Source organism: Streptomyces rectiviolaceus (assembly GCF_039533825.1).
In the GTDB taxonomy this organism is placed as follows: Bacteria; Actinomycetota; Actinomycetes; order Streptomycetales; family Streptomycetaceae; genus Streptomyces; species Streptomyces rectiviolaceus.
Map to the genome: position 1 here is coordinate 1 of NZ_BAAAUG010000128.1, position 26,613 is coordinate 26,613.

Sequence of the window (26,613 nt, forward strand, 5' to 3'; positions counted from 1 at the left end):
TGACGAAGCGGTGCGGCCCGATCGCCGCCGCGACCACGGGGGCCACGAGCGCGCCGAGCGCCACGGCAGCGGCGATCGGCAGGCCGGGAACGACCGAGTTGGCGACCGCTGCGACCGCCGCGGTCGTCACGAAGACGAGGGCCACGGCGAGCAGAAAGATAGGGCGTCTGTTGGCCGCGAACTGCCGCCAGGAGGTGCGCTGTACGGCCGCGTACAGCAACGGCGGAAGCACCAGCGGAAGGATGTAGTCCGGTGGCACCTCGACGTTCGGGACCCAGCTCACGAAGGCGAGAACGATGCCGGCCAGCGTCATGAGAACGGGCGCGGGCAGCCCGAGCCGCTCCCCCAGCGGCACCGTCACCACGGCTCCGAGCAACAGGACGAGCAGCAGCGCCAGTTGGTCCACGGTGCGCCCTCCGGCGGGTTCGAGGCGGCTCGAGACGGTTCGAGACAGGTCGAGACAGTCCGAGAATCGGACGATCAAGACCTCAACCCTGCCACGCATTCCCCGTGAACCGGGCCAATGCCCCTCCGGGATCCTCGTGCAGCGATGACCTCAGAGTTCACTCACATGAACAGTCCTCGGATGAATAAGGGCAGAAGGTGGTGCGCAAGGCCTTCCGGTTCCACTGCTCCACGGGCACCATGCACAGGGATTCAGGGACGAGAACCTTCGACACATATATGTCTGGAGCCCCCATGCCCGTCTCGCACCGCACTCCCGGCCCCCCTGCAGGTCCCTCCCGAAGAACCGTGCTGGGCGCCTCCACGGCGGCCACCGCCACCGCAGCCACCGCGCTCTGGACCGCGTCGTCCGCCACCGCATGGGCCGCCCCACCCGCCGCATCCGCTGCGCACACGGATGCCGCGGGCAAGGCCGACCCCTACGAGGAGACCGTGCGGGCCGCCGCCATGGTGTGGCGGCGGCTGCCCACCGGCTGGCAGGAAGGGCCCTTCCTGGCCAACGGGTATCTGGGCGCCCAGTTGTACGCGGGCAGGACGGCGAACACCCTCAAGCTGATGCTGAGCCACACGCAGGTGCAGGACCGGCGTGGGCAGTGGCGCGGCGGCATCGGCTACTCGCGGCTGCCCATCGGGTACTTCACGCTCACTCTCGCCGGGGACATCACCTCCGTCGACTGGACTCTGGACCTGTACGACGCCGAACTGCGCGGCACCGTGACCACCACCCGCGGCAGTGTGGCGTTCACGGCGCTCGTGCAGAACGACAGCGGCGCGCTGCTCGTGTCGACCAGGCCGAGTGCCGGTGAGGAGGACTCCGCCTGGACATTTCAATGGTTGCCCGCCGCCACCACCCGCACATCGGGGAAGCCCCCTGAGTACACCCCGAACCCCGACCCCGAGATCGGCTCGGGATCTGTTCGATACGTCCAGCAGCCGCTGCTCGCGGGCGGCGGCTGGACCACCGCGTGGCGCGAACAGCGCGTCGGCACGGGCAGATTGCTCGCCGCGCACCTCGCCTACCGCTCCCCCGGCGACGTGACGGAGGCGACCCGCGACGCCCGCCGCCAGGTCGAGCGGACGCTCTCCGCGGACCTCGACGACCTGCTGGCCCGTCACCGCGGCTGGTGGCACCGCTACTACCGGCGCAGCTTCCTCTCCGTACCGGACAAGCGTCTGCAGTCCTTCTACCTCGCCCAGCTCTACAAGCTGGCCGCGTCCACCCGCTCGGGCGGCCCGACGATCTCCGAGTGGGGCCCGTGGTTCCCCGAGGTCGGGAACAACTGGACCGCCGTGTGGTGGAACCTCAACGTTCAGATCGGCATGGCCCCCGTCCACGGCTCCAACCACCCCGAACTCGACTCGGTCACCAGCACGTTCGCCCGCTTCGAGAAGAACCTGCCGATCTCCGTCCCGGCCGTGTACCGCGACGGCGAGAGCTACGCGCTCGGCCACCCCTCCGACTGGCAGCTGCGCGCGGGAGACACCTACGACGTCGGGGCACCGGGCAGCGACCACATCTCCGACAACTTCGGAAACCTGACCTGGGCCATGCACAACGTCTGGCAGGCCTACCGGCACTCCATGGACCGGACGATCCTGCGCGACGTCCTCTTCCCGATCCTCGCGAAGGCGATCAACTTCTACGCCCACTTCCTGCACGAGGGCCCCGACGGCAAGCTGCACCTCCTGGAGACGCGCTCTCCGGAGTACGCCAACGCGGCGGACTGCACCTACGACCTCTCCCTGATCCGCTGGGGCGCCCGCACCCTCCTGGAGACTGCCCGTCTGCTGCAGACCGACCACCCGCGCGCACCGCTGTGGCAGGACATCGCCACGCGTCTGACGCCGTACGCCGAGGACCCGGCCGCCGGAGTCATGATCGGCAAGGACGTCCCGCTCGCCGATTCGCACCGCCACCACTCGCACCTGCTGTGGCTCTATCCGCTCCGCGAGCGCAGCTGGGACCGGGCCGGCGACCGGGGCGTGATGCGGCGCAGCATGGACCACTGGGTCTCGATGCGGGACCTGTGGCACGGCTACAGCTACGCGACCGCGTCCTCGATGTACTCGGTGATGGACGAGCCCGAGAAGGCCCTGGACCACCTGACCCTCTTCACCGACCTGAAGGTGGTCGCCGACTGCGCCATGACGGTCAACACCATGTACCGGGAGGGCAGGAACTTCGCCCTGGAGAGCCCTCTGTCGGCGGCGCAGTCGATGCTCGACATGGCCGTCCAGGGGCACGACGGCGTGGTGAAGGTCTTCCCGTCCGTCTCCGCCCGCTGGCCTGACACCTCCATCGCGTCCCTGCGCGCCCCAGGCGCCTTCCTCATCGACGCGGACCGCTCGGGCGGCATGACGAGATGGGTACGCGTCCACAGCGAGGCAGGCGCCCCGCTGACGCTGCAGCACGGCATCGCGGGGGACATCGCCGTACGTGACGAGCGGGGCCACGCGCTGCCCTGGAAGGAGGTGGCCGCCGGCCGGATCTCCGTACGCCTCCCGCGCGGGGCGAGCGCGGTGGTCACGCCGCGCGACGGCCAGGCGGGCGAGGGCCCGCGTGACGTGCCGTCACCAGGGGCGTGGACGCGCTGGGGGCTGCCCGCCTGACCGGCGGGGCAGCCGAGAGCGAGAGCGACCTACGACCTACGGGGCAGTCGACCGCGCCGGTCCTGTCAGGGGGCGGAACCCTCGCCGGGGCCGGCCGGTTCCCGCCGGGCCAGCGCCTTCCGCATCGCCCGGTGCGCGATCCCCGCGTCCGGGAACTCGGGGCCGTAGACCACGTATCCCAGCCGTTCGTAGAACCCCAGCGCGTGCGTCTGCGCGTGCAGGTCGACCGCGGTGAGGCCACGCGCGCGTGCCGCGTCCTCGATCGCGCGCACCAGGGCCGCGCCGACACCGAGTCCGCGTGCGGCCCGCGTCACCGCGAGCCGACCGAGCGCGCCCACCTCGGGGTCGCCGCCGTTCTTGGCCGCGGCCGCCGCGCCGGTCAGCAGACGGCCCGTGCCCAGCGCCAGCCCGTCCTCGCTGACCGCGAGGACATGCACCGCCTCGGCGTCGTACGCGTCGTACTCGAGATCCTCGGGGACCTGCTGCTCGACGACGAAGACTTCCTTGCGGACCGCGAAGCAGGCCTCCTGGTCGTCGGCCTCGACCGCGACCCGGCAGATGACCCCGGCGCTCATTCGCTCTCTGCCCGCACCCGGTCGAGAGCCTGCTGGAGATCGTCCGGATAGGTGCTCTCGAACTCCACCCACTGCCCGTCACCGGGGTGCTCGAAGCCGAGCCGCACCGCGTGCAGCCACTGGCGCGTGAGACCGAGCCGCTTGGCGAACGTCGGGTCCGCGCCGTACGTCAGGTCGCCCACGCACGGGTGGCGATGGGCCGCCATGTGTACGCGGATCTGGTGCGTGCGCCCCGTCTCCAGCTTGATGTCGAGCAGCGAGGCCGCCCGGAACGCCTCGATGAGGTCGTAGTGCGTGACGGAGGGCTTGCCCTCGGCCGTGACCGCCCACTTGTAGTCGTGGTTCGGGTGGCGGCCGATGGGGGCGTCGATCGTGCCGCTCATCGGGTCGGGGTGGCCCTGCACCAGCGCGTTGTAGCGCTTGTCGACGGTGCGCTCCTTGAACTGCCGCTTCAGGGAGGTGTACGCGCGCTCCGACTTGGCGACCGCCATCAGCCCGGAGGTGCCCACGTCGAGGCGGTGCACGATGCCCTGGCGCTCGGCGGCACCGGAGGTCGAGATGCGGTACCCGGCGGCCGCGAGGCCGCCGATCACCGTGGTGCCGGTCCAGCCGGGGCTCGGGTGCGCGGCCACGCCCACCGGCTTGACGATCACGAGGATGTCGTCGTCGTCATGGATGATCTCCATGCCCTCAACGGGCTCGGCGACGATCTGCACCGGAGCGGGCGCCTGCGGCATCTCCACCTCCAGCCAGGCGCCGCCGTGCACACGCTCGGACTTGCCGACCACGCTGCCGTCGACCATCACCTTGCCTGCCGCCGCCAGATCGGCGGCCTTCGTGCGGGAAAAACCGAACATGCGAGAGATGGCGGCGTCGACGCGCTCGCCCTCCAGGCCGTCCGGCACGGGCAGGGTACGGATCTCGGGAATCGTGCTCACCCATTGAGTATGCAGGAGCGCGACTACACTCCCGCACCACTTCCCGCACCGAGGGCTCGGCCCTCGCCCGCCAGGACCTTGCTCAGTCCTTGTGCACGGTCCCGTCCGGGTCCAGGCCGCGGAAGGAGAGGATCACGATCAGGAAGCCACCGCACACGATCGCCGAGTCCGCGAGGTTGAACACCGCGAAGCCCTTCGGCGCGATGAAGTCGACCACCGCTCCCTCGAACACACCGGGGGCACGGAAGATCCGGTCGGTGAGGTTCCCCAGCGCACCGCCGAGCAGCATGCCGAGGGCGATCGCCCACGGCATGCTGTAGAGCTTGCGGGCCAGGCGGGCGATCACCACGATCACGGCCGCCGCGATGCAGGTGAAGATCACGGTGAAGGCCTCGCCCATCCCGAAGGCGGCGCCCGCGTTCCGGATGGCGTTGAACTGCAGCCAGTCACCGATGATCTCGATCGGCTCGTGGTGCTCGAGCTTCGCGACGACGATCATCTTGGTGGTGAGGTCCAGGGCGTACGCCAGCACGGCCACCGCGAACAGGGCGAGGATCTTGCGCTTGCCCTTGGGCCGCTGCTCGTCCTTCGAGGCCTGCTCGTCGGACGAGGCCTGCTCGTCCTTCGAGGCCCGCTCGCCGTGCTCGCCCTGCTCGTCCTGCCCCGCAGCCTCGCCGGAGCCCGAGGCGGACCGCTCCGGCTCGGCCCCAGCCGCCTCAGGGATGTCCGGCGTACCGATGATGCGCTCCGCCTCTGCCACGTGAGTCCCTCAACCTAGGTACCTGACTGGGGACGAGGGTACGGCACACACGTACGGCACCAGGTGGTCAGGCCACGTTCAGTAGCGCCGTTCCTGCTTCTGCTTGCAGTCCATGCACAGGGTCGCGCGGGGGAAGGCCTGCATCCGCGCCTTGCCGATGGGATTGCCGCAGTTCTCGCAGATGCCGTACGTCCCGGCGTCAAGACGCTCCAGGGCTCGCTCGGTCTGTTCGAGCATCTCGCGCGCGTTGGCGGCCAGCGACATCTCGTGTTCCCGCGTGATGTTCTTCGTGCCGGTGTCCGCGTCGTCGTCGCCCGCGCCGTCCCCGGAGTCCCGCATCAGACCCGCCAGGGCGTCCTCGGAGGAGGTGATCTCGGCTCCGAGCCGCAGCGCCTCGCTCTGGAGCTCCGCGCGGGCCTCTCCCACCTCCTCGGGCGTCCAGGGGTCCTCGCCGGGCCGGACCGCCAGCTCGCCGGGCTCCACAGCGGAGACACGCGCCTTGGGCACCGCCGTCGGCTTCTTCGCTGCCGTCGCCGTGCCCGGAGTCTTCTTCGTGACCACTGTCGTGGCTCCCGTCGTCTCCGCGGCCTGAGCCGCACCATCGGCCGCTGTCGCAACCGTCTTCTTGGCTGTGCTCTTCCTGGCCGTGCTCTTCTTGGCAGCTGTCTTCTTCACCGCAGGGGCCTTCTTCGCCGCGGGAGCCTTCTTCGCCGCAGCGGACTCCTTGGCGGGGCCCTCCGCGGCTGCCGGCTTCTTGCCGGCATCGGCGACCTTGACGACCGCCTTCTTGGCGACAGCCTTCTTGGCGGCCGCCTTCTTCGCCACAGCTTTCTTTGCTGCCGCCTTCTTCGTGGTCTTCTTGGCCACGGTCTTCTTCGCGGCGGCCTTCTCACCCGTGGCCTTCGTGGACTCGTGCGACCCGTGAGAACCGTGTGCCCCGTTGGCTCCCTGCGTGGCCGCGCCCGTGGATCTGCCTGACGCCGAACGCTGTACGGCGGTCTTCTTCGCCACCATGGCCGCGGCCCCTTCACATTTTGTGATCTTGCTCGCGAATCGTGCTGGGACGATAAATCGACTCAGGGCCCGCGGCAACGGGGCACGCCGCCTGATCCGCCCGCCCCACGGGTGCCGCGCGGCAAGCATGCATGCGTTGTGCCCAGCTCCCAGCCGGGTAATCCGGCCGGTGCGACGTGCCAGGACCCGGACTCTGCGCATGTCGCCATTCGGGTCAGTCACCGCGGTCTCAGCGGCACCGGGCAGGAGTCCGCTTCTATACCGAAAACAGGCATAAAATGGGCACTGACCCGAGAAGGTGCACCATGCGCAAGACAGCCGACTGCCGAGAATTTCCGAGCGAGACCAACTGCACTCTCGCCATCTCCGGCGAAGAGGAAGAAGTGGTCCGCGCCGCCAGCGAGCACGCCGTGTCCGTCCACGGGCACTCCGACAGCCCGGAGCTGCGGAAGATGGTCCGCGAGTCCCTCCGGGACGAGATCCCCCAGCACGCCTGACGAGACCGCCCGAATAACCGGTCGGCCCCGCTCTGCCCGGCCCCGTACACTGGGCGGAGCGAGAAGCGTGGATGGGGACGAGTAGCGGCGTACGCGGCCATGAGCGACCCGGGGACGGTGTGAGCCCGGGGGCAGGCGCGACGCGAAGATCACCCCGGAGCCGCCGGAAGAACCACCTGTAGTGGGCCCTCAGGCCCGCCGCAGGCCAGTAGACCTGGCATCGCGACCCCAATGAGGGGGCTTTCCCGTGCGCCACACGCGCACGGAGGGCCAAGGAGGGTGGTACCGCGGGAGCGCACAAGCGGCTCTCGTCCCTCCGACGGAACGGAATCGTCCGCCGGAGGAAGCGCGTTGAACACGCAGCCGCAGTACCGCCAGGTGCCCGCCCAGGTCGACCTGCCCGCCCTTGAGCACGCCGTGCTCGACTTCTGGCGCGAGCAGAAGATCTTCGCCAAGAGCCTGGAACAGTCCGAGGGTCGCCCCGAGTGGGTGTTCTACGAGGGCCCGCCCACCGCCAACGGCATGCCGGGCGCCCACCACATCGAGGCCCGCGTCTTCAAGGACGTCTTCCCGCGCTTCCGCACCATGCGGGGCTACCACGTCGCCCGCAAGGCCGGCTGGGACTGCCACGGCCTGCCGGTCGAGCTCGCGGTCGAGAAGGAACTCGGGTTCAACGGCAAGAAGGACATCGAGGCGTACGGCATCGCCGAGTTCAACGCCAAGTGCCGCGAGTCCGTGACCCGGCACACCGACGCCTTCGCCGACCTCACGACCCGCATGGGCTACTGGGTCGACCTCGATGACGCGTACCGCACCATGAACCCCGAGTACGTCGACTCCGTCTGGTGGTCCCTGAAGGAGATCTTCAACAAGGACCTCCTCGTCCAGGACCACCGCGTCGCCCCTTGGTGCCCGCGCTGCGGCACCGGCCTCTCCGACCACGAGCTGGCACAGGGCTACGAGACGGTCGTCGACCCCTCCGTCTTCGTCCGCTTCCCGCTCACCGGCGGCCCGCTGGCGGGCGAGGCGGCCCTCCTGGTGTGGACGACCACTCCGTGGACCCTCGTCTCCAACACCGCGGTCGCCGCGCACCCTGACGTCACGTACGTCGTCGCGACGAACGGCGAAGAGCAGCTCGTGGTCGCCGAGCCGCTCGTCGAGAAGGCTCTCGGCGAGGGCTGGGAGACCACCGGCCAGACCTTCACCGGGGCCGAGATGGAGCGTTGGAACTACCAACGCCCCTTCGACCTCGTGGAGTTCCCGGCACCCGCGCACTACGTGGTCAACGCCGACTACGTGACCACCGAGGACGGCACCGGTCTGGTCCACCAGTCCCCCGCCTTCGGTGAGGACGACCTCAAGGTCTGCCGCGCGTACGGCCTCCCGGTCGTGAATCCGGTGCGTCCCGACGGAACCTTCGAGGAGGACGTCCCGCTCGTAGGCGGTGTCTTCTTCAAGAAGGCCGACGAAAAGCTCACCGAGGACCTTCAGGACCGCGGTCTGCTCTTCAAGCACATCCCGTACGAGCACAGCTATCCGCACTGCTGGCGCTGCCACACGGCGCTCCTCTACTACGCGCAGCCGTCCTGGTACATCCGCACGACGGCCATCAAGGACCGCCTCCTCCAGGAGAACGAGAAGACCAACTGGTTCCCCGACTCGGTCAAGCACGGCCGCTTCGGCGACTGGCTGACCAACAACGTCGACTGGGCGCTGTCCCGCAACCGCTACTGGGGCACCCCGCTGCCCATCTGGCGCTGCGAGGAAGGCCACTTGACGTGCGTGGGCTCGCGCGCCGAGCTGTCCGACCTGACGGGCACCGACCAGTCGGAGCTCGACCCGCACCGCCCGTACATCGACGCGGTCACCTTCCCCTGCCCGACCTGCCAGGAGACCGCGACGCGCGTCCCGGAGGTCATCGACGCCTGGTACGACTCCGGTTCGATGCCGTTCGCGCAGTGGGGATACCCGCACAAGAACAAGGAGCTCTTCGAGAGCCGGTACCCGGCGCAGTTCATCTCGGAGGCCATCGACCAGACGCGCGGCTGGTTCTACACGCTGATGGCGGTGGGCACGCTCGTCTTCGACAAGTCGTCCTACGAGAACGTGGTCTGCCTCGGCCACATCCTCGCCGAGGACGGCCGCAAGATGTCCAAGCACCTGGGCAACACCCTGGATCCGATCCCGCTGATGGACCAGCACGGCGCCGACGCGGTGCGCTGGTTCATGGCGGCGGGCGGCTCCCCGTGGGCGGCACGCCGCGTGGGCCACGGCACCATCCAGGAGGTCGTCCGCAAGACGCTCCTCACGTACTGGAACACGGTGGCCTTCCAGGCCCTGTACGCCCGTACGTCGAAGTGGGCCCCGAGCGACGCCGACCCGGCGCCCGCAGAGCGCCCGCTCCTGGACCGCTGGCTGCTCAGCGAGCTGCACGCGCTCACCGACCAGGTCACCCAGGCCCTGGAGGGCTACGACACCCAGCGCGCGGGCAAGCTCCTTTCCACGTTCGTCGACAACCTCTCCAACTGGTACGTACGCCGCTCCCGGCGCCGCTTCTGGCAGGGCGACAAGGCGGCGCTTCGCACCCTGCACGAGGTCCTGGAGACGGTCACCCGCCTCATGGCCCCGCTGACGCCGTTCATCGCGGAGCGCGTCTGGCAGGACCTGGTCGTGCCGGTCACCCCCGACGTCCCGGAGTCGGTCCACCTGACGTCCTGGCCCGAGGCCGACCTGTCGGCGATCGACCCGGACCTGTCGCGGCAGATGGTCCTCGTACGGCGCCTGGTGGAGCTGGGCCGCGCCACGCGCGCGGAGTCGGGCGTCAAGACCCGCCAGCCGCTCTCCCGCGCCCTGATCGCGGCCACGGGCTTCGACTCGCTCAACCCGGAGCTGCACGCCCAGATCACCGAGGAGCTCAACGTCTCCTCGCTCGCGTCGCTCTCCGAGGTCGGCGGCTCACTGGTCGACACGACGGCGAAGGCCAACTTCCGTGCCCTGGGCAAGCGGTTCGGCAAGGGCGTACAGGCGGTCGCCAAGGCCGTCGCCGACGCGGACGCCGCCGCGCTGTCCCTGGCCCTGCGCGAGGGCACGGCGTCGGTCGAGGTCGACGGCGAGAAGGTGACGCTGGCCCCGGATGAGGTCATCATCACGGAGACCCCGCGCGAGGGGTGGTCGGTGGCTTCCGACTCCGGTGCCACGGTCGCCCTGGACCTGGAGATCACGGAGGAGCTGCGCCGGGCGGGCCTGGCCCGTGACGCGATCCGCCTGATCCAGGAGGCCCGCAAGAACAGCGGCCTGGACGTCGCGGACCGGATCGCCCTGCGCTGGACCTCCACGGACCCGGCCGTGATCACGGCCCTGTCCGACCACGCCGACCTCATCGCGGACGAGGTCCTCGCCACGGACTTCGGCCAGGGCGAGGCCGACGACACGTACGGCCAGACGTTCACGGACGAGTCGCTGTCCCTGACGTTCCGCCTCCGCAAGGCGTAGCCCCCGGGGCAATACGGAGGCCACGAAGGCCCGGTCCCGCCAAAGATCTTGGCGGGGCCGGGCCTTCGGCGTTGCGTGCCCACGCACAGATGAACGTTTCTGCACTCTCCGGCGAGCGGGCACGCAAAAGGGCGAGGCCCCCAGAAGATCTGGGGGCCTCGCCCTGAACGCTGCCGACGCCTAAGGCGTGGAAACGGCCGTCAGTTGTCGTCCTCGTCGATGAGGAAGCCACGCATCGGCGACGGGGCCTGCTGCATGGGCTGCGGGGCCTGCGGCCGCACCGGCGCCATCGGCTGGGTCATCGCCGGGGACATCTGCTGCTGGCCGCCGTAGGACGGACCGGCGGTGGGCTGGTTGCCGCCCATCGACTGCTGCCCGCCGTACGACGGGGCGCCCGCGCCGGCCGGTGCCATGGAAGGCGCCGGGGACGGCGGAAGGGAAGCCGTCGCCGGGGTCCGCGGCGGGGCCAGCGAGTCGTCGGCCTGGGTCTCCAGCTGACGGAGCTGCGACTCCAGGTAGGACTTCAGACGCGTGCGGTACTCGCGCTCGAAGCCGCGCAGGTCCTCGACCTTGCGCTCCAGCGTGGCGCGGGCGGACTCCAGGGAGCCCATCGCTACGCGGTGCTTCTCCTGCGCGTCCCGCTCCAGGGCGTCGGCCTTGGCACGGGCGTCACGCTCGAGGCCCTCGGCACGCGAACGCGCCTCGCCCACGATCTTGTTGGCCTCGGAACGGGCCTCCGCGATCGCCTGGTCAGCGGTCTGCTGAGCAAGGGAGAGCACGCGAGCGGCGCTGTCGCCGCCGGGGCCCTGACCGGGCTGGGGCATCTGCGGACCGTGGCCGCCCATGGGACCACCCATGGGGCCGCCCATCGGGCCACCCTGACCCATCGGGCCGGGACCCTGCGGACCACCCTGCTGCGGGCCGTGCCCACTGGGGCCTGCGGGCAGCTGCGGCGCGCCACCGGGCAGCTGCGGCGGGCCGCCCATCTGCTGCTGGTGCTGCGGGTGCTGCTGCTGCGGCGGCACCGGCTGCGGTCCTGATATTGCGGCGGGCACCGGGGCACCCGGACCGCGCTGGTCCTGGGGTTCCGGAGGCTTGCGCATCCCGCCCTGCTGCTGGTTCTGCGCGGCGGCGCGGGTGGCAGCGGCCAGTTTGGCGCGCAAGTCCTCGTTCTCGCGGAGCAAGCGAGTCAGTTCGGCTTCGACCTCATCGAGGAAGGCATCGACCTCGTCCTCGTCATAGCCTTCTCGGAGGCGGACGGTCGTGAACTGCTTGTTCCGCACGTCCTCGGGGGTCAACGGCATCTCTTCACCTCAACGTAGTCATCGGCAGTCGGCAAGACCGTATCGTCCACAGTCACCTCGCGAGATTGTTCACGACGGTGATCAGGATGTAGACGATGATCATCAATACGAAGAAGGACAGGTCAAGTGCCACGCCCCCGAGACGCAGCGGCGGAATGAACCGCCGCAGAAGCTTGAGCGGTGGATCAGTGACAGTGTAGGTGGCCTCCAGAACGACCACCATCGCCTTGCCGGGTTGCCATGAGCGGGCGAACTGGAAGACGTAGTCCATGACCAACCGGAAGATCAGCACGATGAGGAAGCACATCAGCGCGATGTAAAGCACCTGCAAGACCACGCTCATGTTCGCGGTTCCCTCTCCCCTGTTACTCGTGCTGCGTTTGCCGGTTCTGCGTTACTGCGTCACTTACGTCTCAGCTCTGGTTGAAGAACCCGCCCTCTGCGATGCGAGCCTTGTCCTCCGCCGTTACATCGACGTTAGCAGGCGACAACAGGAACACCTTCTGCGTCACTCGCTCAATGCTGCCATGAAGACCGAACACCAGACCGGCGGCAAAGTCGACAAGTCGCTTCGCATCGGTGTCGTCCATCTCGGTCAGATTCATGATCACCGGGGTGCCCTCACGGAAGTGTTCCCCGATGGTACGGGCCTCGTTGTACGTCCGCGGGTGCAGCGTGGTGATGCGGTAGGGCTCCCGCTCGGACACGACCTTGGGCATGATCACCGGTGCGTTCTTCTCCAGGCTCTGGCGTTCAGGTGTGATGGATGCCACGGGGGCGATTCGTGCCGGACGTCCGGATTCCGCGGCTAGCGAAGCGGAATGGGCGACCGGCTCACGCTGTGCGGGTGGCTGCACCACTCGTACCGATTCGTCCCTTTCAGACGCGTGCGCCTGACGGGATTGGTGCGACTGGTGGGGCGGCTCATGCCGCCGGCGGTCCCGCTCGGGCTCCGGCTCGGGTTCGAACTCGTCATCGGGGTCGAACCCCGGACCGTCGTACCCGTCGTCCTCCACGAGGCCGAGGTAGACCGCCATCTTGCGCATCGCGCCGGCCATGCTCTGAGTCCTCCGCTCTGTGGTGGATCGGCTGTCGTCACCAACTGCCCGCGATCCACTAGGTCTCCCCGCCCAACAGCGAGAATGACCATATTTTCTGCTGTGGTCCGACTTCTTGGCGACGTTACCCGAGCCCGGGTCGGACTCCGAGTACCGCCGTACCGACGCGCACATGTGTCGCTCCGGCCGCCACGGCCTGCTCGAGGTCCGCACTCATCCCTGCCGACACCATGTTCGCAGCCGGATGAGCCGCGCGCATAAGGGTTGAGAATTCCATCAGCCGCTCGAATGCCGCCTGTTGCCGCCCCGCGTACGGACCGGTGAGCGGCGCCACGGTCATCAGACCGTCGAGCCGCAGCCCCGGAGCCTCTGCCACGAGTCCGGCCAACTCTTCGATTCCACCGGGGCCGAGGCCCCCGCGCTCGCCCCGCCCGTTCTCCTCGGCGTCGAGGGCGACCTGGATCAGACAGCCGAGCTCCCGCTCCGCACGCACCGCGCCCGTCGACAGGGCGGTAACGAGCTTGGGGCGGTCCACGGACTGCACCACATCGGCATAACTGACCACAGAACGGACCTTGTTGGTCTGCAATTGACCGACAAAGTGCCAAGTAAGGGGAAGGTCCGAGCAGTCGGCGGCCTTCGGGGCCGCGTCCTGGTCGCGGTTCTCGGCGACGTGACGTACGCCGAGCTCCGAGAGAATCCGCACATCGCTCGCGGGGTAGGTCTTGGTGACCACGATCAGGGTCACCTCCTCCCGCTTGCGCCCGGCCGCCGCGCACGCCGCGGCGATGCGCTCTTCGACCTCCGCCAGATTTGCGGCGAGTTGAGACTTACGGTCCGTCATGCCCTATCAGTCCAGCCAGACATAGCCCGCGAGACGCCCGGTGGTCCGGTCGCGGCGGTACGAGAAGTGGTCACCGGATTCCAGGGTGCACACCGGCGACTGCTCCCGGTCGCGCACCCCGAGCCGCTCCAGCTGGGCGTGCACCCCCGCGGTCACGTCGACCGCCGGAGTGCCCCAGCTCGTCTCGGCGTACGCCGCCGGCTCGATCGCGGCGGCATCGGCGCGCATCGCCTCCGGCACTTCGTAGCACCGGCCGCAGACGGCGGGTCCGGTGCGGGCGATGACGCGGGCCGGGTCGGCGCCCAGCTTCACCATCGCCTCGACGGCCGCGGGAACGACTCCCGCCAGCATGCCGGGCCGCCCCGCGTGCGCCGCCGCGGCCACCTTGGCGACCGGATCGGCGAGCAGGACGGGCGTGCAGTCCGCGGTGAGGACCGCCAGGGCCAGGCCCCGGCGGGCGGTCACCACGGCGTCGACCGCCGGGATCTCGGCCTCGGAACCCCAGGGCCCGTCGACCACGACGGCGTCGGGGCCGTGGACCTGGTTCATCCAGACGACCCGCTCCGGGTCGATGCCCAGCGACGTGGCGGCAAGACCACGGTTCGTCCGCACGGCCTGCGGGTCGTCGCCGACCGCGCCGCCGAGATTGAGCTCTTCGTACGGAACGGCGCTCACCCCGCCCCACCTGTCGGTGAAGGCGAAGTGCGCGCCGCTCACAGTGCTGTGCTGACTTATCACTTCAGGAAGTCCGGCACGTCCAGCTCTTCGGCCTGGCTGTCCTGGTACGGACGGGCCGGCGGCACCTGCGGCGGGGCCACGGGCGCGGACGGGGCTTCGTTGACCGGGCTCGTCTCGACGGGCTCCGGAGCCGACGGCTCGTCGTGCGACGTGACGCTGCCGAGACCGCCGTAGGGCGAACGGGACTCGGCCGGACGGCTCGTGGCCGCCGGCTGCTCGTCACGCTGCTTGCTGCCCGACGACGCGTTGAGGACGGTGTCCCGCTTGGACGGAGGCTGTCCCCCGTCGAAGCCCGCCGCGATGACGGTGACCCGGACCTCGTCGCCCAGGGCGTCGTCGATGACGGCGCCGAAGATGATGTTGGCCTCGGGGTGGGCCGCCTCGCTGACCAGTTGGGCCGCTTCGTTGATCTCGAAGAGGCCGAGGTCCGATCCGCCGGAGATGGAGAGCAGGACTCCCCGCGCTCCGTCGATGGACGCCTCCAGGAGTGGCGAGGAGATCGCCATCTCGGCGGCGGCCACCGCGCGGTCGTCGCCGCGCGCCGAACCGATGCCCATCAGGGCCGAACCAGCCTCGGACATGACCGACTTGACGTCGGCGAAGTCGAGGTTGATCAGACCCGGGGTCGTGATGAGGTCGGTGATGCCCTGGACACCGGAGAGCAGGACCTGGTCCGCCGACTTGAAGGCGTCCAGAACGCTGACCTGCCGGTCCGAGATGGACAGGAGCCGGTCGTTGGGGATGACGATGAGGGTGTCGACCTCTTCGCGCAGCTCCGCGATCCCGTCCTCGGCCTGATTGGCGCGACGACGGCCCTCGAAGGTGAACGGCCGGGTGACGACGCCGATGGTCAGGGCGCCCAGGGAGCGAGCGATGTTGGCGACGACAGGTGCGCCGCCCGTGCCGGTGCCACCGCCTTCGCCGGCGGTGACGAAGACCATGTCGGCCCCCTTGAGGACCTCCTCGATCTCCTCGCGGTGGTCCTCTGCCGCCTTACGGCCGACTGCCGGGTTGGCTCCGGCGCCGAGGCCGCGGGTGAGTTCACGGCCGACGTCGAGCTTGACGTCGGCGTCGCTCATCAACAGGGCTTGCGCGTCGGTGTTGATGGCGATGAACTCGACGCCCTTGAGACCGACCTCGATCATCCGGTTGATGGCATTGACACCACCGCCGCCGACACCGATGACTTTGATGACTGCGAGGTAGTTCTGCGGTGCTGCCACGTCGAAGGCCTCTCGCCTCGAGTTACGTGTCGCCGCCTCGCGGGATCGCGCCGCGACGACTGATGCCGAATGGGACGGTCCGAACGCCGACCCGAACCCTAACGCTGAAGTTTAGGGTTACCAGTGTGTCTGTTCCTTGGACTCTTCCGAACAGGACACTAAGTCGACAAGTGGCGCACGTTCAACGAACACGCCGAACCTCCCGTTTTTCTTTTCACCCTATGTGATCAGCCGTAGCGCTGCCGAACCAGGGTGCTGGCCTGCGACGATATGCGTCAACTCGCCGATGACGCAGGCGCGGTGGGGACACTCACATCGAAGTGCCGCGCCTTGGGGGCGGCTTTCATCAGGGCGGTGAGTGTGCTTGCCTTCGTTCGACCCTTCTCGCTGCTTCCCCACGCTACGGTGCGTCCGCCGCTCAACTCCAGCGAGATCGAGTCGTACGAACGGACCTTGACGGCCCGGGTGTCGCGGGCCACGGCCGCGGGCAGCGCGCCCGCGACCTGTACCGACTCGCGCCGCAAACGGTGGGAGTCGAAGCGGCGCAGACTCGCCGCCGCGTTCTCCTGATCCGGCCTCAATTCCAGGAGCGGAACGCCCTTCGGCGCGTGCCCGACCGTGGCGAATCGCACGCCCTTGGCGTCCACTTCGACGAACTTTCCGCCCTTTTCGATAAGGAGAACCGGCTTGCGTTCGGTCACTTTCAGACCGATTCCGTGCGGCCAGGAACGGACGACGTCGACCGAGTCGATACGCGGAAGTTTCTTCCGCAGCCGGTCCTCAAGGGCGTCGATGTCGACCGAGATCAGCGGCGCCCCGACCGGGGCAGCGGCGGCCTCGCGCACCTCGTCGGGCGTCAGAATCCGTGTTCCGGAAGTCGTCACGCGCTCCACCCGCAGATATTCCGAGCCGTAGAGCAGCCAGACCCCGCCCGCGCCGAGCAGCACGAGCGCGATCAGCGCGAGGATCAGGGTGCGCGGCCGAGGCATCCGCGGGCGGGAGCGCGGCGGGCGGGGCGGGCCGGAGCCAAGCTTCTGCCGTTCGGCGGTGGTCGGTCCGGCCACGGTCCCCTGCCTTCTTGTGCTTCTAGTGCCGTCTCATCCGTTGCGGCGCGACGCGATCGCCTCGTACACCATGCCGACGAGGAGGTCGTCGGCATCCCTGCGGCCGAACTCCGATGCGGCGCGGGACATCTCGTACAGCCGGTGCGGATCGGCGAGCACCGGGAGTACGTTGCCCTGCACCCACTCGGGCGTCAGTTCGGCGTCGTCCACGAGGAGTCCGCCGCCCGCCTTGACCACCGGCTGGGCGTTCAGCCGCTGTTCGCCGTTGCCGATGGGCAGCGGGACGTAGGCGGCCGGGAGCCCGACGGCGGAGAGTTCGGCGACGGTCATCGCGCCCGCGCGGCAGAGCATCATGTCCGCCGCGGCGTACGCGAGGTCCATCCGGTCCACGTACGGTACCGGGATGTAGGGCGGCATACCGGGCATGTTCTCGACGTACGGCATTTCGTTCTTCGGGCCGACCGCGTGCAGGATCTGGATCCCGGCGCGCTGCAGGACCGGAGCGACCTGCTGGACGACCTCGTTGAGCCGCCGTGCGCCCTGCGAACCACCGGACACCAGGAGCGTCGGCAGGTTCGGGTCGAGGCCGAAGGCGGCGCGCGCCTCCGGGCGGACCCGGGCCCGGTCCAGCGTGGCGATGGTGTGGCGCAGCGGGATGCCGATGTAGCGGGAGTTGCGCAGCTTGCTGTCGGGGGTGGCGACGGCCACCCCATGCGCGTACCGCGAACCGATCTTGTTGGCGAGGCCGGGACGCGCGTTGGCCTCGTGCACGACGATCGGCGTCCCGGTCCGCTTGGCCGCGAGGTACCCCGGCAGCGCGACATAGCCGCCGAAGCCGACCACGCAGTCCGCCTTCGTACGCTCCAGGATCTGCTCCGCCGCCTTGATCGTGCCGCGCAGCCGTCCCGGGACGGTGATCAGCTCAGGGGTGGGCTTGCGCGGCAGCGGTACGGCAGGGATCAGCGCGAGTTCGTAGCCCCGCTCGGGTACGAGTCGGGTCTCGAGTCCACGCTCCGTGCCCAGGGCCGTGATGCCCACGGTCGGGTCCTGCCTCCGCAGGGCGTCCGCGAGGGCGAGCGCGGGCTCGATGTGGCCGGCGGTCCCCCCACCGGCGAGTACGACATGCACCGAAATTCACCGCTCTCCGGACGAACGCGCCTTGACGCGCCGTCTCATCGTGTTCCATCTCACCCGAGGTTGCCGCATGGCCAGGGCCGCCTTTGCCGCCGGGTCCTCCCGCGCGAAGGCGATGAGGAGTCCGATGGCGAACATGGTCGGCAGCAGGGCTGAGCCCCCGTAGGAGAACAGCGGGAGCGGGACACCGGCGATCGGCAGCAGACCGAGCACCGCACCGACGTTGATCACGGCCTGCGCCGTGATCCAGGTGGTCACGCCTCCCGCGGCATACCTCACGAAGGGGTCCTCCGTGCGTCCGGCCACGCGGATACCCGCATAGCCTAGAGCCGCGAACAGGGCGAGCACCGACAGTGTCCCTGCCAGGCCGAGTTCCTCCCCCGTGATGGCGAAGATGAAGTCGGTGTGCGGTTCCGGCAGTTGACCCCATTTTTCCACACTCGCGCCGAGGCCGGAACCGAAGAATCCGCCGGAGGCAAGGGCATAGATTCCGTGCACGGCCTGCCAGCACTGGTCGCCGGGTCCTGGATCCGTGGCGCCGATGCAGGCGAGCCTCGCCATGCGGTTGGGGCTGGTCTTGATGAGGATCACACCGAGCAGGGCCGCCACCGAGAGCACGCCCGCGAAGAGCCGCGTCGGCGCCCCAGCGAGCCAGAGCAGGCCGAAAAGGATCGCCGTGAGGATGATCGCCGTGCCCATGTCGCCGCCGAGCATGATCAGTCCGAGCAGCATGAAGGCGACCGGGACGAGCGGCACCAGCATGTGCTTCCACTGGGTGAGCAGGCGCTTGTCCTGTTTGCGGGCGAGCAGGTCCGCGCCCCACAGGACGAGGGCGAGCTTGGCGAACTCACTGGGCTGGAGCTGGAACGGGCCGCCCAGATAGATCCAGTTCTGGTTTCCGTTGACGCTGCGCCCTATCCCGGGGACCTGCACGAGCACCATCAGGAAGACGGTCACCGCGAGGATGGGATAGGCGAGCGCCCGGTGCAGCTTGATGGGCATGCGCATGGCCACGAGCAGCAGGATCGAGCCGAGTACGGCGGCGACGAACTGCTTCTGGAAGAAGTACGCGGCGGGCAGGTCCAGCTGCAGCGCCTGGATCATCGACGCCGAGTAGACCATCACCAGGCCGAGCACGGTGATCAGCAGGCTGCTGCCGAAGATGAGGTAGTACGCGGTCAGCGGCCGGTCCCAGGCCCGCTTGGCACGGGTGTAGGACCGCCGTACCGCGTTCTCCCGCGGCGGGCGGGGTGCGCCCGCGGGACGGACCGGCGCGGGCCTCTTGGCGAGGCGCGTGGGCGCGCGCCCGCTACTGCCTGCCATCAAGACCCCCGACCGGCCACCACGACGCTGCCACGTGCCCTCCTAAGGGTGCCGGGCGCCCCCGGACCACCGGGGTCCGCGTCAGGCGCTCCCGCCGAGTTCGCGGACCGCGTCCGCGAACGCGTCACCACGCTTGTTGTAGTTGGTGAACATGTCCATCGACGCACAGGCCGGAGCCATCAGTACGGTGTCCCCCGGCTCGGCGAGCCGTGCCGCCTGTCGTACCGCCTCGGACATCGCCCCAGTGTCGGTCCGGTCGAGGTCGACGACCGGGACCTCGGGCGCGTGTCGCGCCAGGGCTTCGCGGATCAGCGCGCGGTCGGCGCCGATCAGGACGACACCCCTCAGCCGCTTCGCCGACTTGGTGACCAGTTCGTCGAAGGTGGCTCCCTTGGCGAGCCCGCCCGCGATCCAGACGATCGATTCGTACGCCGCCAACGAGGCTTCCGCGGCGTGGGTGTTGGTGGCCTTGGAGTCGTCGACGTACGCCACATCGGCCACGTCGGCGACGTGCTCGATGCGGTGGGCGTCGGGACGGAAGGCGCGCAGACCGTCGCGTACGGCCGTGGCCGGCACGCCGTAGGCGCGCGCGAGAGCGGCCGCGGCCAGGGCGTTGGCGATGTTGTGCGGCGCGGGCGGCTGTACGTCGGAGATCTCGGCGAGCTCCTGCGCCTGCTTCTGGCGGTCCGGCACGAAGGCACGGTCGACCAGGATGCCGTCCACGACGCCCAGTTGCGAGGGCGCGGGCGCGTTCAGCGTGAAACCGATGGCGCGGCAGCCCTCTTCGACGTCGGCGCCGCGGACCAGGTCCTCCGTGGAAGGCTTGTCGGTGGCGTCGGCGTTGTAGACGCAGGCGACCTGATTGCCTTCGTAGACGCGGCCCTTGTCGGCGGCGTACGCCTCCATGGAGCCGTGCCAGTCCAGGTGGTCGGGCGCGAGGTTCAGGACGGTCGCGGAGTGGGCGCGCAGCGAGGGCGCCCAGTGCAGCTGGTAGCTGGAGAGCTCGACGGCCAGGACGTCGTACGGCTCGTCGCCGGTGACGACGTCGAGCAGCGAGACCCCGATGTTGCCGACGGCTGCGGTCCGCAAGCCCGCCGCCTCCAGCATCGAGGCCAGCATCCGGACGGTCGTCGTCTTGCCGTTCGTGCCGGTGACCGCGAGCCAGGGCGCGGCATCGGGGCCGCGCAGGCGCCAGGCCAGCTCGACGTCGCCCCACACCGGCACGCCCGCCGCTTCGGCCGCCGCGAAGAGCGGCTTGTCCGGCTGCCAGCCGGGCGTGGTGACGATGAGTTCGGTGCCTTCGGGCAGGGTGGCCCCGTCGCCGAGGCGGACGGTGATGCCCTCGGCCGTCAGCTCATCGGCCTGCGTACGGGAGCGCTCGTCGTCGCCGTCGTTGACGACCGTGACGACGGCGCCCAGGCCGTGCAGCACGCGGGCCGCCGGGATGCCCGAGACGCCGAGCCCGGCGACGGTGACGTTCTTCCCCTGCCAGCTGGTCACTTCTTGGCTGCCCATCCCGCGTAGAAGAGGCCGAGTCCGACGATCACGCACATGCCCTGGATGATCCAGAAGCGGACCACCACAAGGACTTCGGACCACCCCTTGAGTTCGAAGTGGTGCTGCAGTGGCGCCATCTTGAAGACCCGCTTGCCGGTCATCTTGAAGGAGCCGACCTGGATCACGACGGACATGGTGATCAGGACGAACAGGCCGCCGAGGAGCGCGATGAGCAGCTCCGTGCGGGAGCAGATCGCGAGTCCGGCGAGGGCGCCGCCGAGGGCGAGCGAGCCGGTGTCACCCATGAAGATCTTGGCGGGCGAGGTGTTCCACCACAGGAAGCCGAAGCAGGCGCCCATCAGCGCGGAGGCCACGACGGCTAGGTCGAGTGGGTCTCTGACCTCGAAACACGCCTGTGGGTTGGTGAGCGTGACGGCGTTGGCGCAGGACTCCTGGTACTGCCAGACACCGATGAAGGTGTACGCGCCGAAGACCATCACGGACGCGCCGGTGGCCAGGCCGTCGAGGCCGTCGGTGAGGTTCACGCCGTTCGACATCGCGAGGATCATGAACAGCGCCCAGACCACGAAGAGCACCGGGCCGATCGACCAGCCGAAGTCCGTGACGAACGACAGCTTGGTGGAGGCCGGGGTCTGGTTGCGGCTGTCCGGCCAGTTCAGCGCGAGCACGGCGAAGCCGATGCCGACGATGAGCTGTCCTGCCATCTTCGCCTTGGCGCGCAGGCCGAGCGAGCGCTGCTTGACGATCTTGATGTAGTCGTCGAGGAAGCCGACGAGGCCCATGCCCGCCATCAGGAAGAGCACCAGGAGGCCGGAGAGCGTGGTCTCCGTGCCCGTGATGATCTTCGTGAGGAAGTACGCGATGAGCGTGGCGAGGATGAAGGCGATGCCACCCATGGTCGGCGTACCGCGCTTGCTGTGGTGCTCGCGCGGGCCGTCGTCCCGGATGAACTGCCCATAGCCCTTGCGGGCAAGGAACTTGATAAGGAGCGGGGTTCCGACCAGGGTCAGGAAGAGCCCGATCACACCCGCGAAGAGGATCTGCCTCATCGGCCGGCGACCTGCCCCTCGGACGACGCGGAGTCATCGAGCAGCGCCGTGGCGACCCGCTCGAGACCGACCGATCTGGAAGCCTTCACCAGCACGACGTCTCCCGGGCGCAGCTCGCTGCGCAGCAGGTCGATCGCCGCCTGTGCGTCGGACACGTGCACCGACTCCTCACCCCACGAACCCTCGTTGTATGCGCCCAGTTGGAGCCAGGACGCTTCCCTGCCCCCGACTGCCACGAGCTTGCTCACGTTCAGCCGGACAGCGAGCCGTCCGACCGCGTCGTGTTCGGCGAGCCCCTCGTCACCGAGCTCGGCCATGTGACCGAGCACCGCCCACGTACGACGTCCCTTGCCCATGGCCACGAGCGCGCGCAGGGCGGCTCGCATGGACTCGGGGTTCGCGTTGTAGGCGTCGTTGACGACCGTCACGCCGTCCGGGCGCTCGGTGACCTCCATCCGCCAGCGGGACAGCGTGCCCGCCTCGGAGAGCGCGCGGGCGATCTCGTCTGCGGACATGCCCAGCTCATGGGCGACGGCGGCCGCGGCAAGCGCGTTCGACACGTGGTGCTCACCGTACAGCCGCAAGGTCACGTCGCTGCACCCGGAGGGTGTGTGCAGCGTAAAGGCAGGCTGTCCGATCTCCGTGAGCCGGACATTCTCGGCACGGACGTCGGCGTCGGCGGCCTCTCCGAAGAGCAGGACGCGCGCCTTCGTGCGCGAAGCCATGGCGCGGACGAGCGGGTCGTCGGCGTTGAGGACGGCGGTGCCGTCGGCGGGGAGGCCCTCGACGAGTTCACCCTTCGCCTCTGCGATCTGCTCGCGTCCGCCGAACTCGCCGATGTGGGCGGTTCCTACGTTGAGCACGAGGCCGATCTTCGGCGGGGTGAGGCCGGTGAGGTAGCGGATGTGGCCGATATTGCGCGCGCCCATCTCCAGGACGAGGAACCGCGTCTCGTCGGTGGCGCTGAGGGCGGTCAGCGGCAGGCCGATCTCGTTGTTGAGCGAGCCCGGCGTGAAGACCGTGGGCGCCTTGCTCCGCAGGACCTGGGCGAGCAGGTCCTTGGAGCTGGTCTTGCCGACGGATCCTGTGAGCGCCACGAGCGTCGCGCCGAGCCGCTCCACGACGTGCCGCGCAAGGGCGCCGAGCGCCGCCTGCACGTCGTCGACGACGATGGCTGGTACGCCGACCGGGCGCGAGGCCAGGACGGCGGCTGCGCCCGCTTCGACCACCGCGGACGCGTAGTCGTGGCCGTCGACGCGCTCGCCGACGAAGGCGACGAAGAGGCTGCCTGGCTCCACTTCACGGGAGTCCCTGACGACCGGTCCTGTGACCTGGACGGACGGATCCGGTATGTCGTACGTCTGCCCGCCGACGACAGCGGCGATCTCGGCGAGGGAGAGGGCGATCACAGATTCATCCCTGGGTTTGCTGGATAGCTTCGCGAAGTACCTGGCGGTCGTCGAAGGGACGCACCACCCCGGCGATGTCCTGTCCCTGCTCGTGGCCCTTGCCCGCGACGAGCACCGTGTCACCCGGTTCGGCCCGGGCGACGGCCGCGCGGATGGCGGCGGCGCGGTCCTCGAAGACGGCGACCTCGCCGCGCTCGTGGGCCGGCACATCGGCGGCGCCGGCGAGCATCGTGGCGAGGATCGCGAGGGGGTCCTCGCCCCGGGGGTTGTCGGCGGTCAGTACGGCGGTGTCGGCGAGCCTGGCCGCCGCGGCGCCCATCGGCATCCGCTTGGTCTTGTCCCGGTCGCCACCGCAGCCGAGGACGATGTGCAGCTTGTTCTCGGTGACCTTGCGCAGGGCGCGTAGGACCGATTCGACGGCGTCCGTCTTGTGGGCGTAGTCGACGACCGCGAGGTAGGCCTGGCCCGCGTCGATGCGCTCCAGGCGGCCGGGGACGCCCGGCACCGCCGCGACGCCGTCGGCGGCCTGCTGCGGGTCGATCCCCGCGACGGCCAGCGAGACGATCGCGGAGAGCGTGTTGGCGACGTTGAACGGCCCGGCAAGCGGGGACTTCGCGGTGATCCGCTCCCCCTGCGGGCCGACCACGACGAACGTGGAGTCGAACGGCGTGACCTCGACGCCTTCCGCGCGCCAGTCGGCGTCGGGGTGGCCCTCGGCGGAGAACGTGGTGACGGGGACCTCGGACTCGTCGATGAGCCGACGCCCGTACTCGTCGTCGAAGTTGACCACTCCGACCCTGGAGCGCTGTTTGGTGAACAGCTGCGCCTTGGCCTGGAAGTAGTCCTCCATGTCGGAGTGGAACTCCATGTGCTCCGGGCTGAGGTTGTTGAAGACGGCGACGTCGAAGACGCAGCCGTCCACCCGGCCGAGCACGAGGGCGTGGCTTGAGACCTCCATGGCGACGGCCTCGACGCCGCGCTCGCGCATCACCGCGAACAGCGCCTGCAGGTCGGTCGCCTCGGGGGTCGTACGTTCGGACTTGATCCGCTCGTCGCCGATGCGCATCTCGACCGTGCCGATGAGGCCGGTCGACTTGACGCCCTTGAGGCCGCCCTCGACGAGGTAGGCCGTCGTGGTCTTGCCGGACGTACCGGTGATGCCGATCTGCAGCAGATCGCGCCCCGGATGGCCGTACACCGTGGCCGCGAGCTCCCCCATGGAGCCGCGCGGTTCGTCGACGACCAGGACCGGCAGGCCCGTGACGGCCGCGCGTTCGGCGCCCGTCGGGTCGGTGAGGATCGCGGCGGCGCCGAGGTCGGCGGCCTGGGCGACGAAGTCGGCGCCGTGCAGCCGGGCGCCGGGCAGAGCGGCGTAGATGTCGCCGGGGCGGACCGCGCGGGAGTCGTGCGTGATGCCGCTGACCTCCCCCGTGCCCGGGGCGGCGACGCCCAGCTGATCGGCGATCCTGGCGAGCGGCGTCGCGGAGACCTGGACCGGCCGCGGCGGTCCCGGATACGTCACGGGAACGCCCTTCTGGGTGGTTTGGGACTGATCAGCGTGTGGCACGGCGGTGAGCGTACCGGGCTCACCGGGCTCAGGGCGAAGCGGGCGGTGTGGCGGGGGCTGGTTCCCCGGCTTCGGGGTGATGGTCGTCACGGAATGGTCCTGGTCAGGGTTCGAAGGTGACCGGCAGCCGGGCCGCGCCCTTGCCGGTGGGCGGGACCTGGAGCGTCTTGAGGGCGAACTGCATGACTTCCTTGTAGATGGGACCGCAGATCTGGCCGCCGAAGTAGCTGCCCTTGGTGGCGTTCTGGATCGCGCAGTAGACGGTGACGCGCGGCTTGTCGGCGGGCGCGAACCCGGCGAACGACGAGGTGTAGCCCTTGTACCTGCCGGTCTGAGGGTCGACCCGGTTGGCCGTACCGGTCTTGCCCGCGACCCGGTAGCCGGGGATGCGGGCCTTGGTGCCCGTGCCCTCTTCGTCGTCGACGACGGATTCGAGCATCTGCGACACCGTCTTGGCGGTCTTCGCGCTCACCACGCGGGTCTTCTTGGGCTTGGGCGCCGGCGTGAAGCGGCCGTCGGGACCCTTTATGCCGCGCACCAGGGTGGGCTCGACGCGTACGCCGTCGTTGGCGATGGTCGAGTAGACGGAGGCCGCCTGCATCGCGTTGATCGAGAAGCCCTGGCCGAACGGGATCGTGTACTGCTGCGAGGTGGACCACTTGTCGGCCGGCGCGAGGATGCCGGACGTCTCGCCGGGGAAGCCGAGCCCGGTCTCCCTGCCGATGCCGAACTTCCGCAGGTACGAGTAGAGCGACCGGTTGGCTTCCCGCTGGGTCTTGCCCAGCTCGCCGGTGGCCAGGATCGTGCCGATGTTGCTGGACTTGGCGAGCACGCCGTTGAGCGTGAGGTGCCAGGTCGGGTGGTCGATGTCGTCCTGGAAGAGCCGGTCGCCGCGGTGCAGCCGGTTGGGGACCGTCACGCGCGTGCCGGGGGTGGCCGCGTTCTCCTCCAGGACGGCGGCCATCGACATGATCTTGGCGGTCGAACCCGGCTCGAAGGCGTCCTGGAGCGACGCGTTGCCCAGCGCCGTGCCGTCGGCCTGCGAGAGGTCGTTCGGGTCGAAGCCCGGGGAGTTGGCCATCGCCAGGATCTCGCCGGTCTTGTTGTCCTGCACTATCACGTAGCCGCGGTCCGCCTTGGACTTCTCCACCTGCTCGGTGATGGCGTTCTGCGCGGCCCACTGGATGTCACGGTCGATGGTGAGCTCGACGTCCGAGCCGGGCACGGCGGGCGTCTCCGTGCTGCCGGCGGTCGGCACCTGGTGGCCGCCGGACTGGGCGTACCTGATCTTGCCGTCCTTGCCCGCGAGCTCCTTGTTGAGCTGCTGCTCCAGGCCGCCGGCGCCCTTGCCCTCGGCGTTGACCCAGCCCAGTATCCCGGCGCCCAGGGTGTCGTTCGGGTAGACGCGCTTGCTGCTGGGGTCCTGGAAGACGCCCGCCAGGACGTTGGCGCTCTTCTTGTCGGTGCTCGCCTTGTCGTCGAGCGCGCCGCGCAGGTCCTTGATCTGCTTCCAGACCTGCGGGGTCTGCCGGCGGGCGAGCAGGACGTAGCGCGTCTTGGGCGTCTTGAGCTGCTCGGTGAGCCGGTCGACGTCCTTGTCGAGGATCGGGGCGAGGAGGGCCGCGGCCTGTTCGGGCCCGTCCTTGATGCCCATCTCCTTCGCCGTGAACATCGTGGGGTCGGCCGTGATGTCGTACGCGTCCACGCTCGCGGCCAGTTCGACGCCGCCGCGGTCGGTGATGCCGCCGCGCTCGGCGGTCAGGACGTGGCTGAAGTAGCGGTTCTTCTCGGCCTTGGTGGTGTACACGCTCGCGTCGACCGCCTGCACCTGGAGGAGGCGTACGACGAAGGCCAGCATCACCAGGGTCAGACCGAGGCTCACCATGCGGAGCCTGGGCCGCGGGCTGCCGAGCCGGATGGTGCGGGCCTTGGGGGCGGCAGGGCGCGCGCGGCGTGCGGCGGGCCGTAGCCCGCCATGGGCTGGAGGCGGTACGCCGAGGGCTTGAGGGCGCGTGCGGCGGGCGGGCCACC

22 protein-coding genes are annotated in these 26,613 nt (G+C 69.6%); 3 read left to right on the forward strand and 19 right to left on the reverse strand.

What is annotated here, in order from left to right:
- A partial coding sequence (locus ABD378_RS31565) for a cation:proton antiporter domain-containing protein (protein ID WP_344526467.1) occupies positions 1–406 on the reverse strand: 406 nt, incomplete at its 3' end.
- A 347-nt stretch (positions 407–753) separates the two neighbouring features.
- On the opposite strand from ABD378_RS31565, the gene ABD378_RS31570 reads away from it, so the two are divergent.
- Positions 754–3,075, forward strand: a complete 2,322-nt coding sequence (locus ABD378_RS31570) for a glycosyl hydrolase family 95 catalytic domain-containing protein (protein WP_344526434.1) — start codon at positions 754–756, stop codon at positions 3,073–3,075.
- 65 nt (positions 3,076–3,140) lie between these two features.
- Here ABD378_RS31570 and ABD378_RS31575 read toward each other — a convergent pair whose 3' ends face one another.
- The 4 genes from ABD378_RS31575 to ABD378_RS31590 form a co-directional block, all read right to left on the reverse strand.
- Positions 3,141–3,650 carry a GNAT family N-acetyltransferase gene (locus ABD378_RS31575; protein WP_344526436.1) on the reverse strand — a complete coding sequence of 170 codons (510 nt, stop codon included), beginning with the start codon at positions 3,648–3,650 and terminating at the stop codon, positions 3,141–3,143.
- On the reverse strand, positions 3,647–4,588 hold the full coding sequence (locus ABD378_RS31580) for an RluA family pseudouridine synthase (protein WP_344526438.1): 942 nt from the start codon (positions 4,586–4,588) through the stop codon (positions 3,647–3,649). Before ABD378_RS31580 ends, ABD378_RS31575 begins: the two co-directional genes overlap by 4 nt.
- 82 nt (positions 4,589–4,670) lie before the next feature.
- Positions 4,671–5,348: a signal peptidase II gene (gene lspA, locus ABD378_RS31585; RefSeq protein WP_344526440.1), complete on the reverse strand. Its 678-nt coding sequence runs from the start codon at positions 5,346–5,348 to the stop codon at positions 4,671–4,673.
- Between the two features lie 78 nt (positions 5,349–5,426).
- The gene (locus tag ABD378_RS31590; protein WP_344526442.1) at positions 5,427–6,362 is read right to left on the reverse strand and encodes a TraR/DksA family transcriptional regulator; all 936 of its coding nucleotides are present in this window, start codon (positions 6,360–6,362) and stop codon (positions 5,427–5,429) included.
- 305 nt (positions 6,363–6,667) lie between these two features.
- Here ABD378_RS31590 and ABD378_RS31595 point away from each other — a divergent pair, with 305 nt between their 5' ends.
- Entirely contained in the window at positions 6,668–6,859 is a 192-nt protein-coding gene (locus tag ABD378_RS31595) for a DUF1059 domain-containing protein (RefSeq protein ID WP_344526443.1), read from the forward strand.
- A 351-nt stretch (positions 6,860–7,210) separates the two neighbouring features.
- Positions 7,211–10,351: an isoleucine--tRNA ligase gene (ileS, locus tag ABD378_RS31600; RefSeq protein WP_344526444.1), complete on the forward strand. Its 3,141-nt coding sequence runs from the start codon at positions 7,211–7,213 to the stop codon at positions 10,349–10,351.
- Between the two features lie 200 nt (positions 10,352–10,551).
- Here the strand turns inward: ileS and ABD378_RS31605 are convergent, their stop codons facing one another.
- The 14 genes from ABD378_RS31605 to ABD378_RS31670 all read right to left on the reverse strand — a co-directional run.
- A complete protein-coding gene (locus tag ABD378_RS31605) occupies positions 10,552–11,655 on the reverse strand; it encodes a DivIVA domain-containing protein (protein WP_344526445.1) in 1,104 nt (367 codons plus the stop codon).
- Positions 11,656–11,707: 52 nt separating this feature from the next.
- Complete coding sequence (locus ABD378_RS31610; RefSeq protein ID WP_344526446.1) at positions 11,708–11,998, reverse strand: YggT family protein; 291 nt, start codon at positions 11,996–11,998, stop codon at positions 11,708–11,710.
- Positions 11,999–12,068: 70 nt separating this feature from the next.
- Complete coding sequence (locus tag ABD378_RS31615) at positions 12,069–12,713, reverse strand: cell division protein SepF (protein WP_344526447.1); 645 nt, start codon at positions 12,711–12,713, stop codon at positions 12,069–12,071.
- A gap of 124 nt (positions 12,714–12,837) precedes the next feature.
- The gene (locus tag ABD378_RS31620) at positions 12,838–13,557 is read right to left on the reverse strand and encodes a YggS family pyridoxal phosphate-dependent enzyme (protein WP_344526449.1); all 720 of its coding nucleotides are present in this window, start codon (positions 13,555–13,557) and stop codon (positions 12,838–12,840) included.
- 6 nt (positions 13,558–13,563) lie between these two features.
- The gene (gene pgeF, locus ABD378_RS31625) at positions 13,564–14,295 is read right to left on the reverse strand and encodes a peptidoglycan editing factor PgeF (RefSeq protein WP_344526451.1); all 732 of its coding nucleotides are present in this window, start codon (positions 14,293–14,295) and stop codon (positions 13,564–13,566) included.
- The gene (ftsZ, locus tag ABD378_RS31630; RefSeq protein ID WP_344526454.1) at positions 14,292–15,518 is read right to left on the reverse strand and encodes a cell division protein FtsZ; all 1,227 of its coding nucleotides are present in this window, start codon (positions 15,516–15,518) and stop codon (positions 14,292–14,294) included. Before ftsZ ends, pgeF begins: the two co-directional genes overlap by 4 nt.
- 275 nt (positions 15,519–15,793) lie before the next feature.
- On the reverse strand, positions 15,794–16,582 hold the full coding sequence (locus ABD378_RS31635) for a cell division protein FtsQ/DivIB (RefSeq protein ID WP_344526456.1): 789 nt from the start codon (positions 16,580–16,582) through the stop codon (positions 15,794–15,796).
- 33 nt (positions 16,583–16,615) lie between these two features.
- Positions 16,616–17,710 carry an undecaprenyldiphospho-muramoylpentapeptide beta-N-acetylglucosaminyltransferase gene (murG, locus tag ABD378_RS31640; protein WP_160504531.1) on the reverse strand — a complete coding sequence of 365 codons (1,095 nt, stop codon included), beginning with the start codon at positions 17,708–17,710 and terminating at the stop codon, positions 16,616–16,618.
- A gap of 6 nt (positions 17,711–17,716) precedes the next feature.
- Complete coding sequence (ftsW, locus tag ABD378_RS31645; protein WP_344526458.1) at positions 17,717–19,039, reverse strand: putative lipid II flippase FtsW; 1,323 nt, start codon at positions 19,037–19,039, stop codon at positions 17,717–17,719.
- 81 nt (positions 19,040–19,120) lie between these two features.
- Entirely contained in the window at positions 19,121–20,554 is a 1,434-nt protein-coding gene (gene murD / locus ABD378_RS31650; RefSeq protein ID WP_344526460.1) for a UDP-N-acetylmuramoyl-L-alanine--D-glutamate ligase, read from the reverse strand.
- Positions 20,536–21,606, reverse strand: a complete 1,071-nt coding sequence (mraY, locus tag ABD378_RS31655; protein WP_249590431.1) for a phospho-N-acetylmuramoyl-pentapeptide-transferase — start codon at positions 21,604–21,606, stop codon at positions 20,536–20,538. Before mraY ends, murD begins: the two co-directional genes overlap by 19 nt.
- Complete coding sequence (locus ABD378_RS31660; RefSeq protein WP_344526463.1) at positions 21,603–23,015, reverse strand: UDP-N-acetylmuramoyl-tripeptide--D-alanyl-D-alanine ligase; 1,413 nt, start codon at positions 23,013–23,015, stop codon at positions 21,603–21,605. Before ABD378_RS31660 ends, mraY begins: the two co-directional genes overlap by 4 nt.
- A gap of 4 nt (positions 23,016–23,019) precedes the next feature.
- Positions 23,020–24,672, reverse strand: coding sequence for a UDP-N-acetylmuramoyl-L-alanyl-D-glutamate--2,6-diaminopimelate ligase (locus ABD378_RS31665; RefSeq protein WP_344526465.1), 1,653 nt, complete (start codon positions 24,670–24,672; stop codon positions 23,020–23,022).
- Positions 24,673–24,685: 13 nt separating this feature from the next.
- Positions 24,686–26,613 (reverse strand): peptidoglycan D,D-transpeptidase FtsI family protein (locus tag ABD378_RS31670; protein WP_425583900.1); only part of this gene is annotated, 1,928 nt, incomplete at its 5' end.

Excerpts from the sequence above, each read along its gene's own strand:
- ABD378_RS31595 (WP_344526443.1), top strand. The coding sequence starts at position 6,668 with ATGCGCAAGACAGCCGACTGCCGAGAATTTCCGAGCGAGACCAACTGC.
- mraY (WP_249590431.1), bottom strand. The coding sequence starts at position 21,606 with ATGAGGCAGATCCTCTTCGCGGGTGTGATCGGGCTCTTCCTGACCCTG.
- ABD378_RS31605 (WP_344526445.1), bottom strand. The coding sequence starts at position 11,655 with ATGCCGTTGACCCCCGAGGACGTGCGGAACAAGCAGTTCACGACCGTC.
- ABD378_RS31590 (WP_344526442.1), bottom strand. The coding sequence starts at position 6,362 with ATGGTGGCGAAGAAGACCGCCGTACAGCGTTCGGCGTCAGGCAGATCC.
- ABD378_RS31610 (WP_344526446.1), bottom strand. The coding sequence starts at position 11,998 with ATGAGCGTGGTCTTGCAGGTGCTTTACATCGCGCTGATGTGCTTCCTC.
- ftsW (WP_344526458.1), bottom strand. The coding sequence starts at position 19,039 with ATGGCAGGCAGTAGCGGGCGCGCGCCCACGCGCCTCGCCAAGAGGCCC.
- ABD378_RS31575 (WP_344526436.1), bottom strand. The coding sequence starts at position 3,650 with ATGAGCGCCGGGGTCATCTGCCGGGTCGCGGTCGAGGCCGACGACCAG.
- murD (WP_344526460.1), bottom strand. The coding sequence starts at position 20,554 with ATGGGCAGCCAAGAAGTGACCAGCTGGCAGGGGAAGAACGTCACCGTC.
- ABD378_RS31615 (WP_344526447.1), bottom strand. The coding sequence starts at position 12,713 with ATGGCCGGCGCGATGCGCAAGATGGCGGTCTACCTCGGCCTCGTGGAG.
- ABD378_RS31620 (WP_344526449.1), bottom strand. The coding sequence starts at position 13,557 with ATGACGGACCGTAAGTCTCAACTCGCCGCAAATCTGGCGGAGGTCGAA.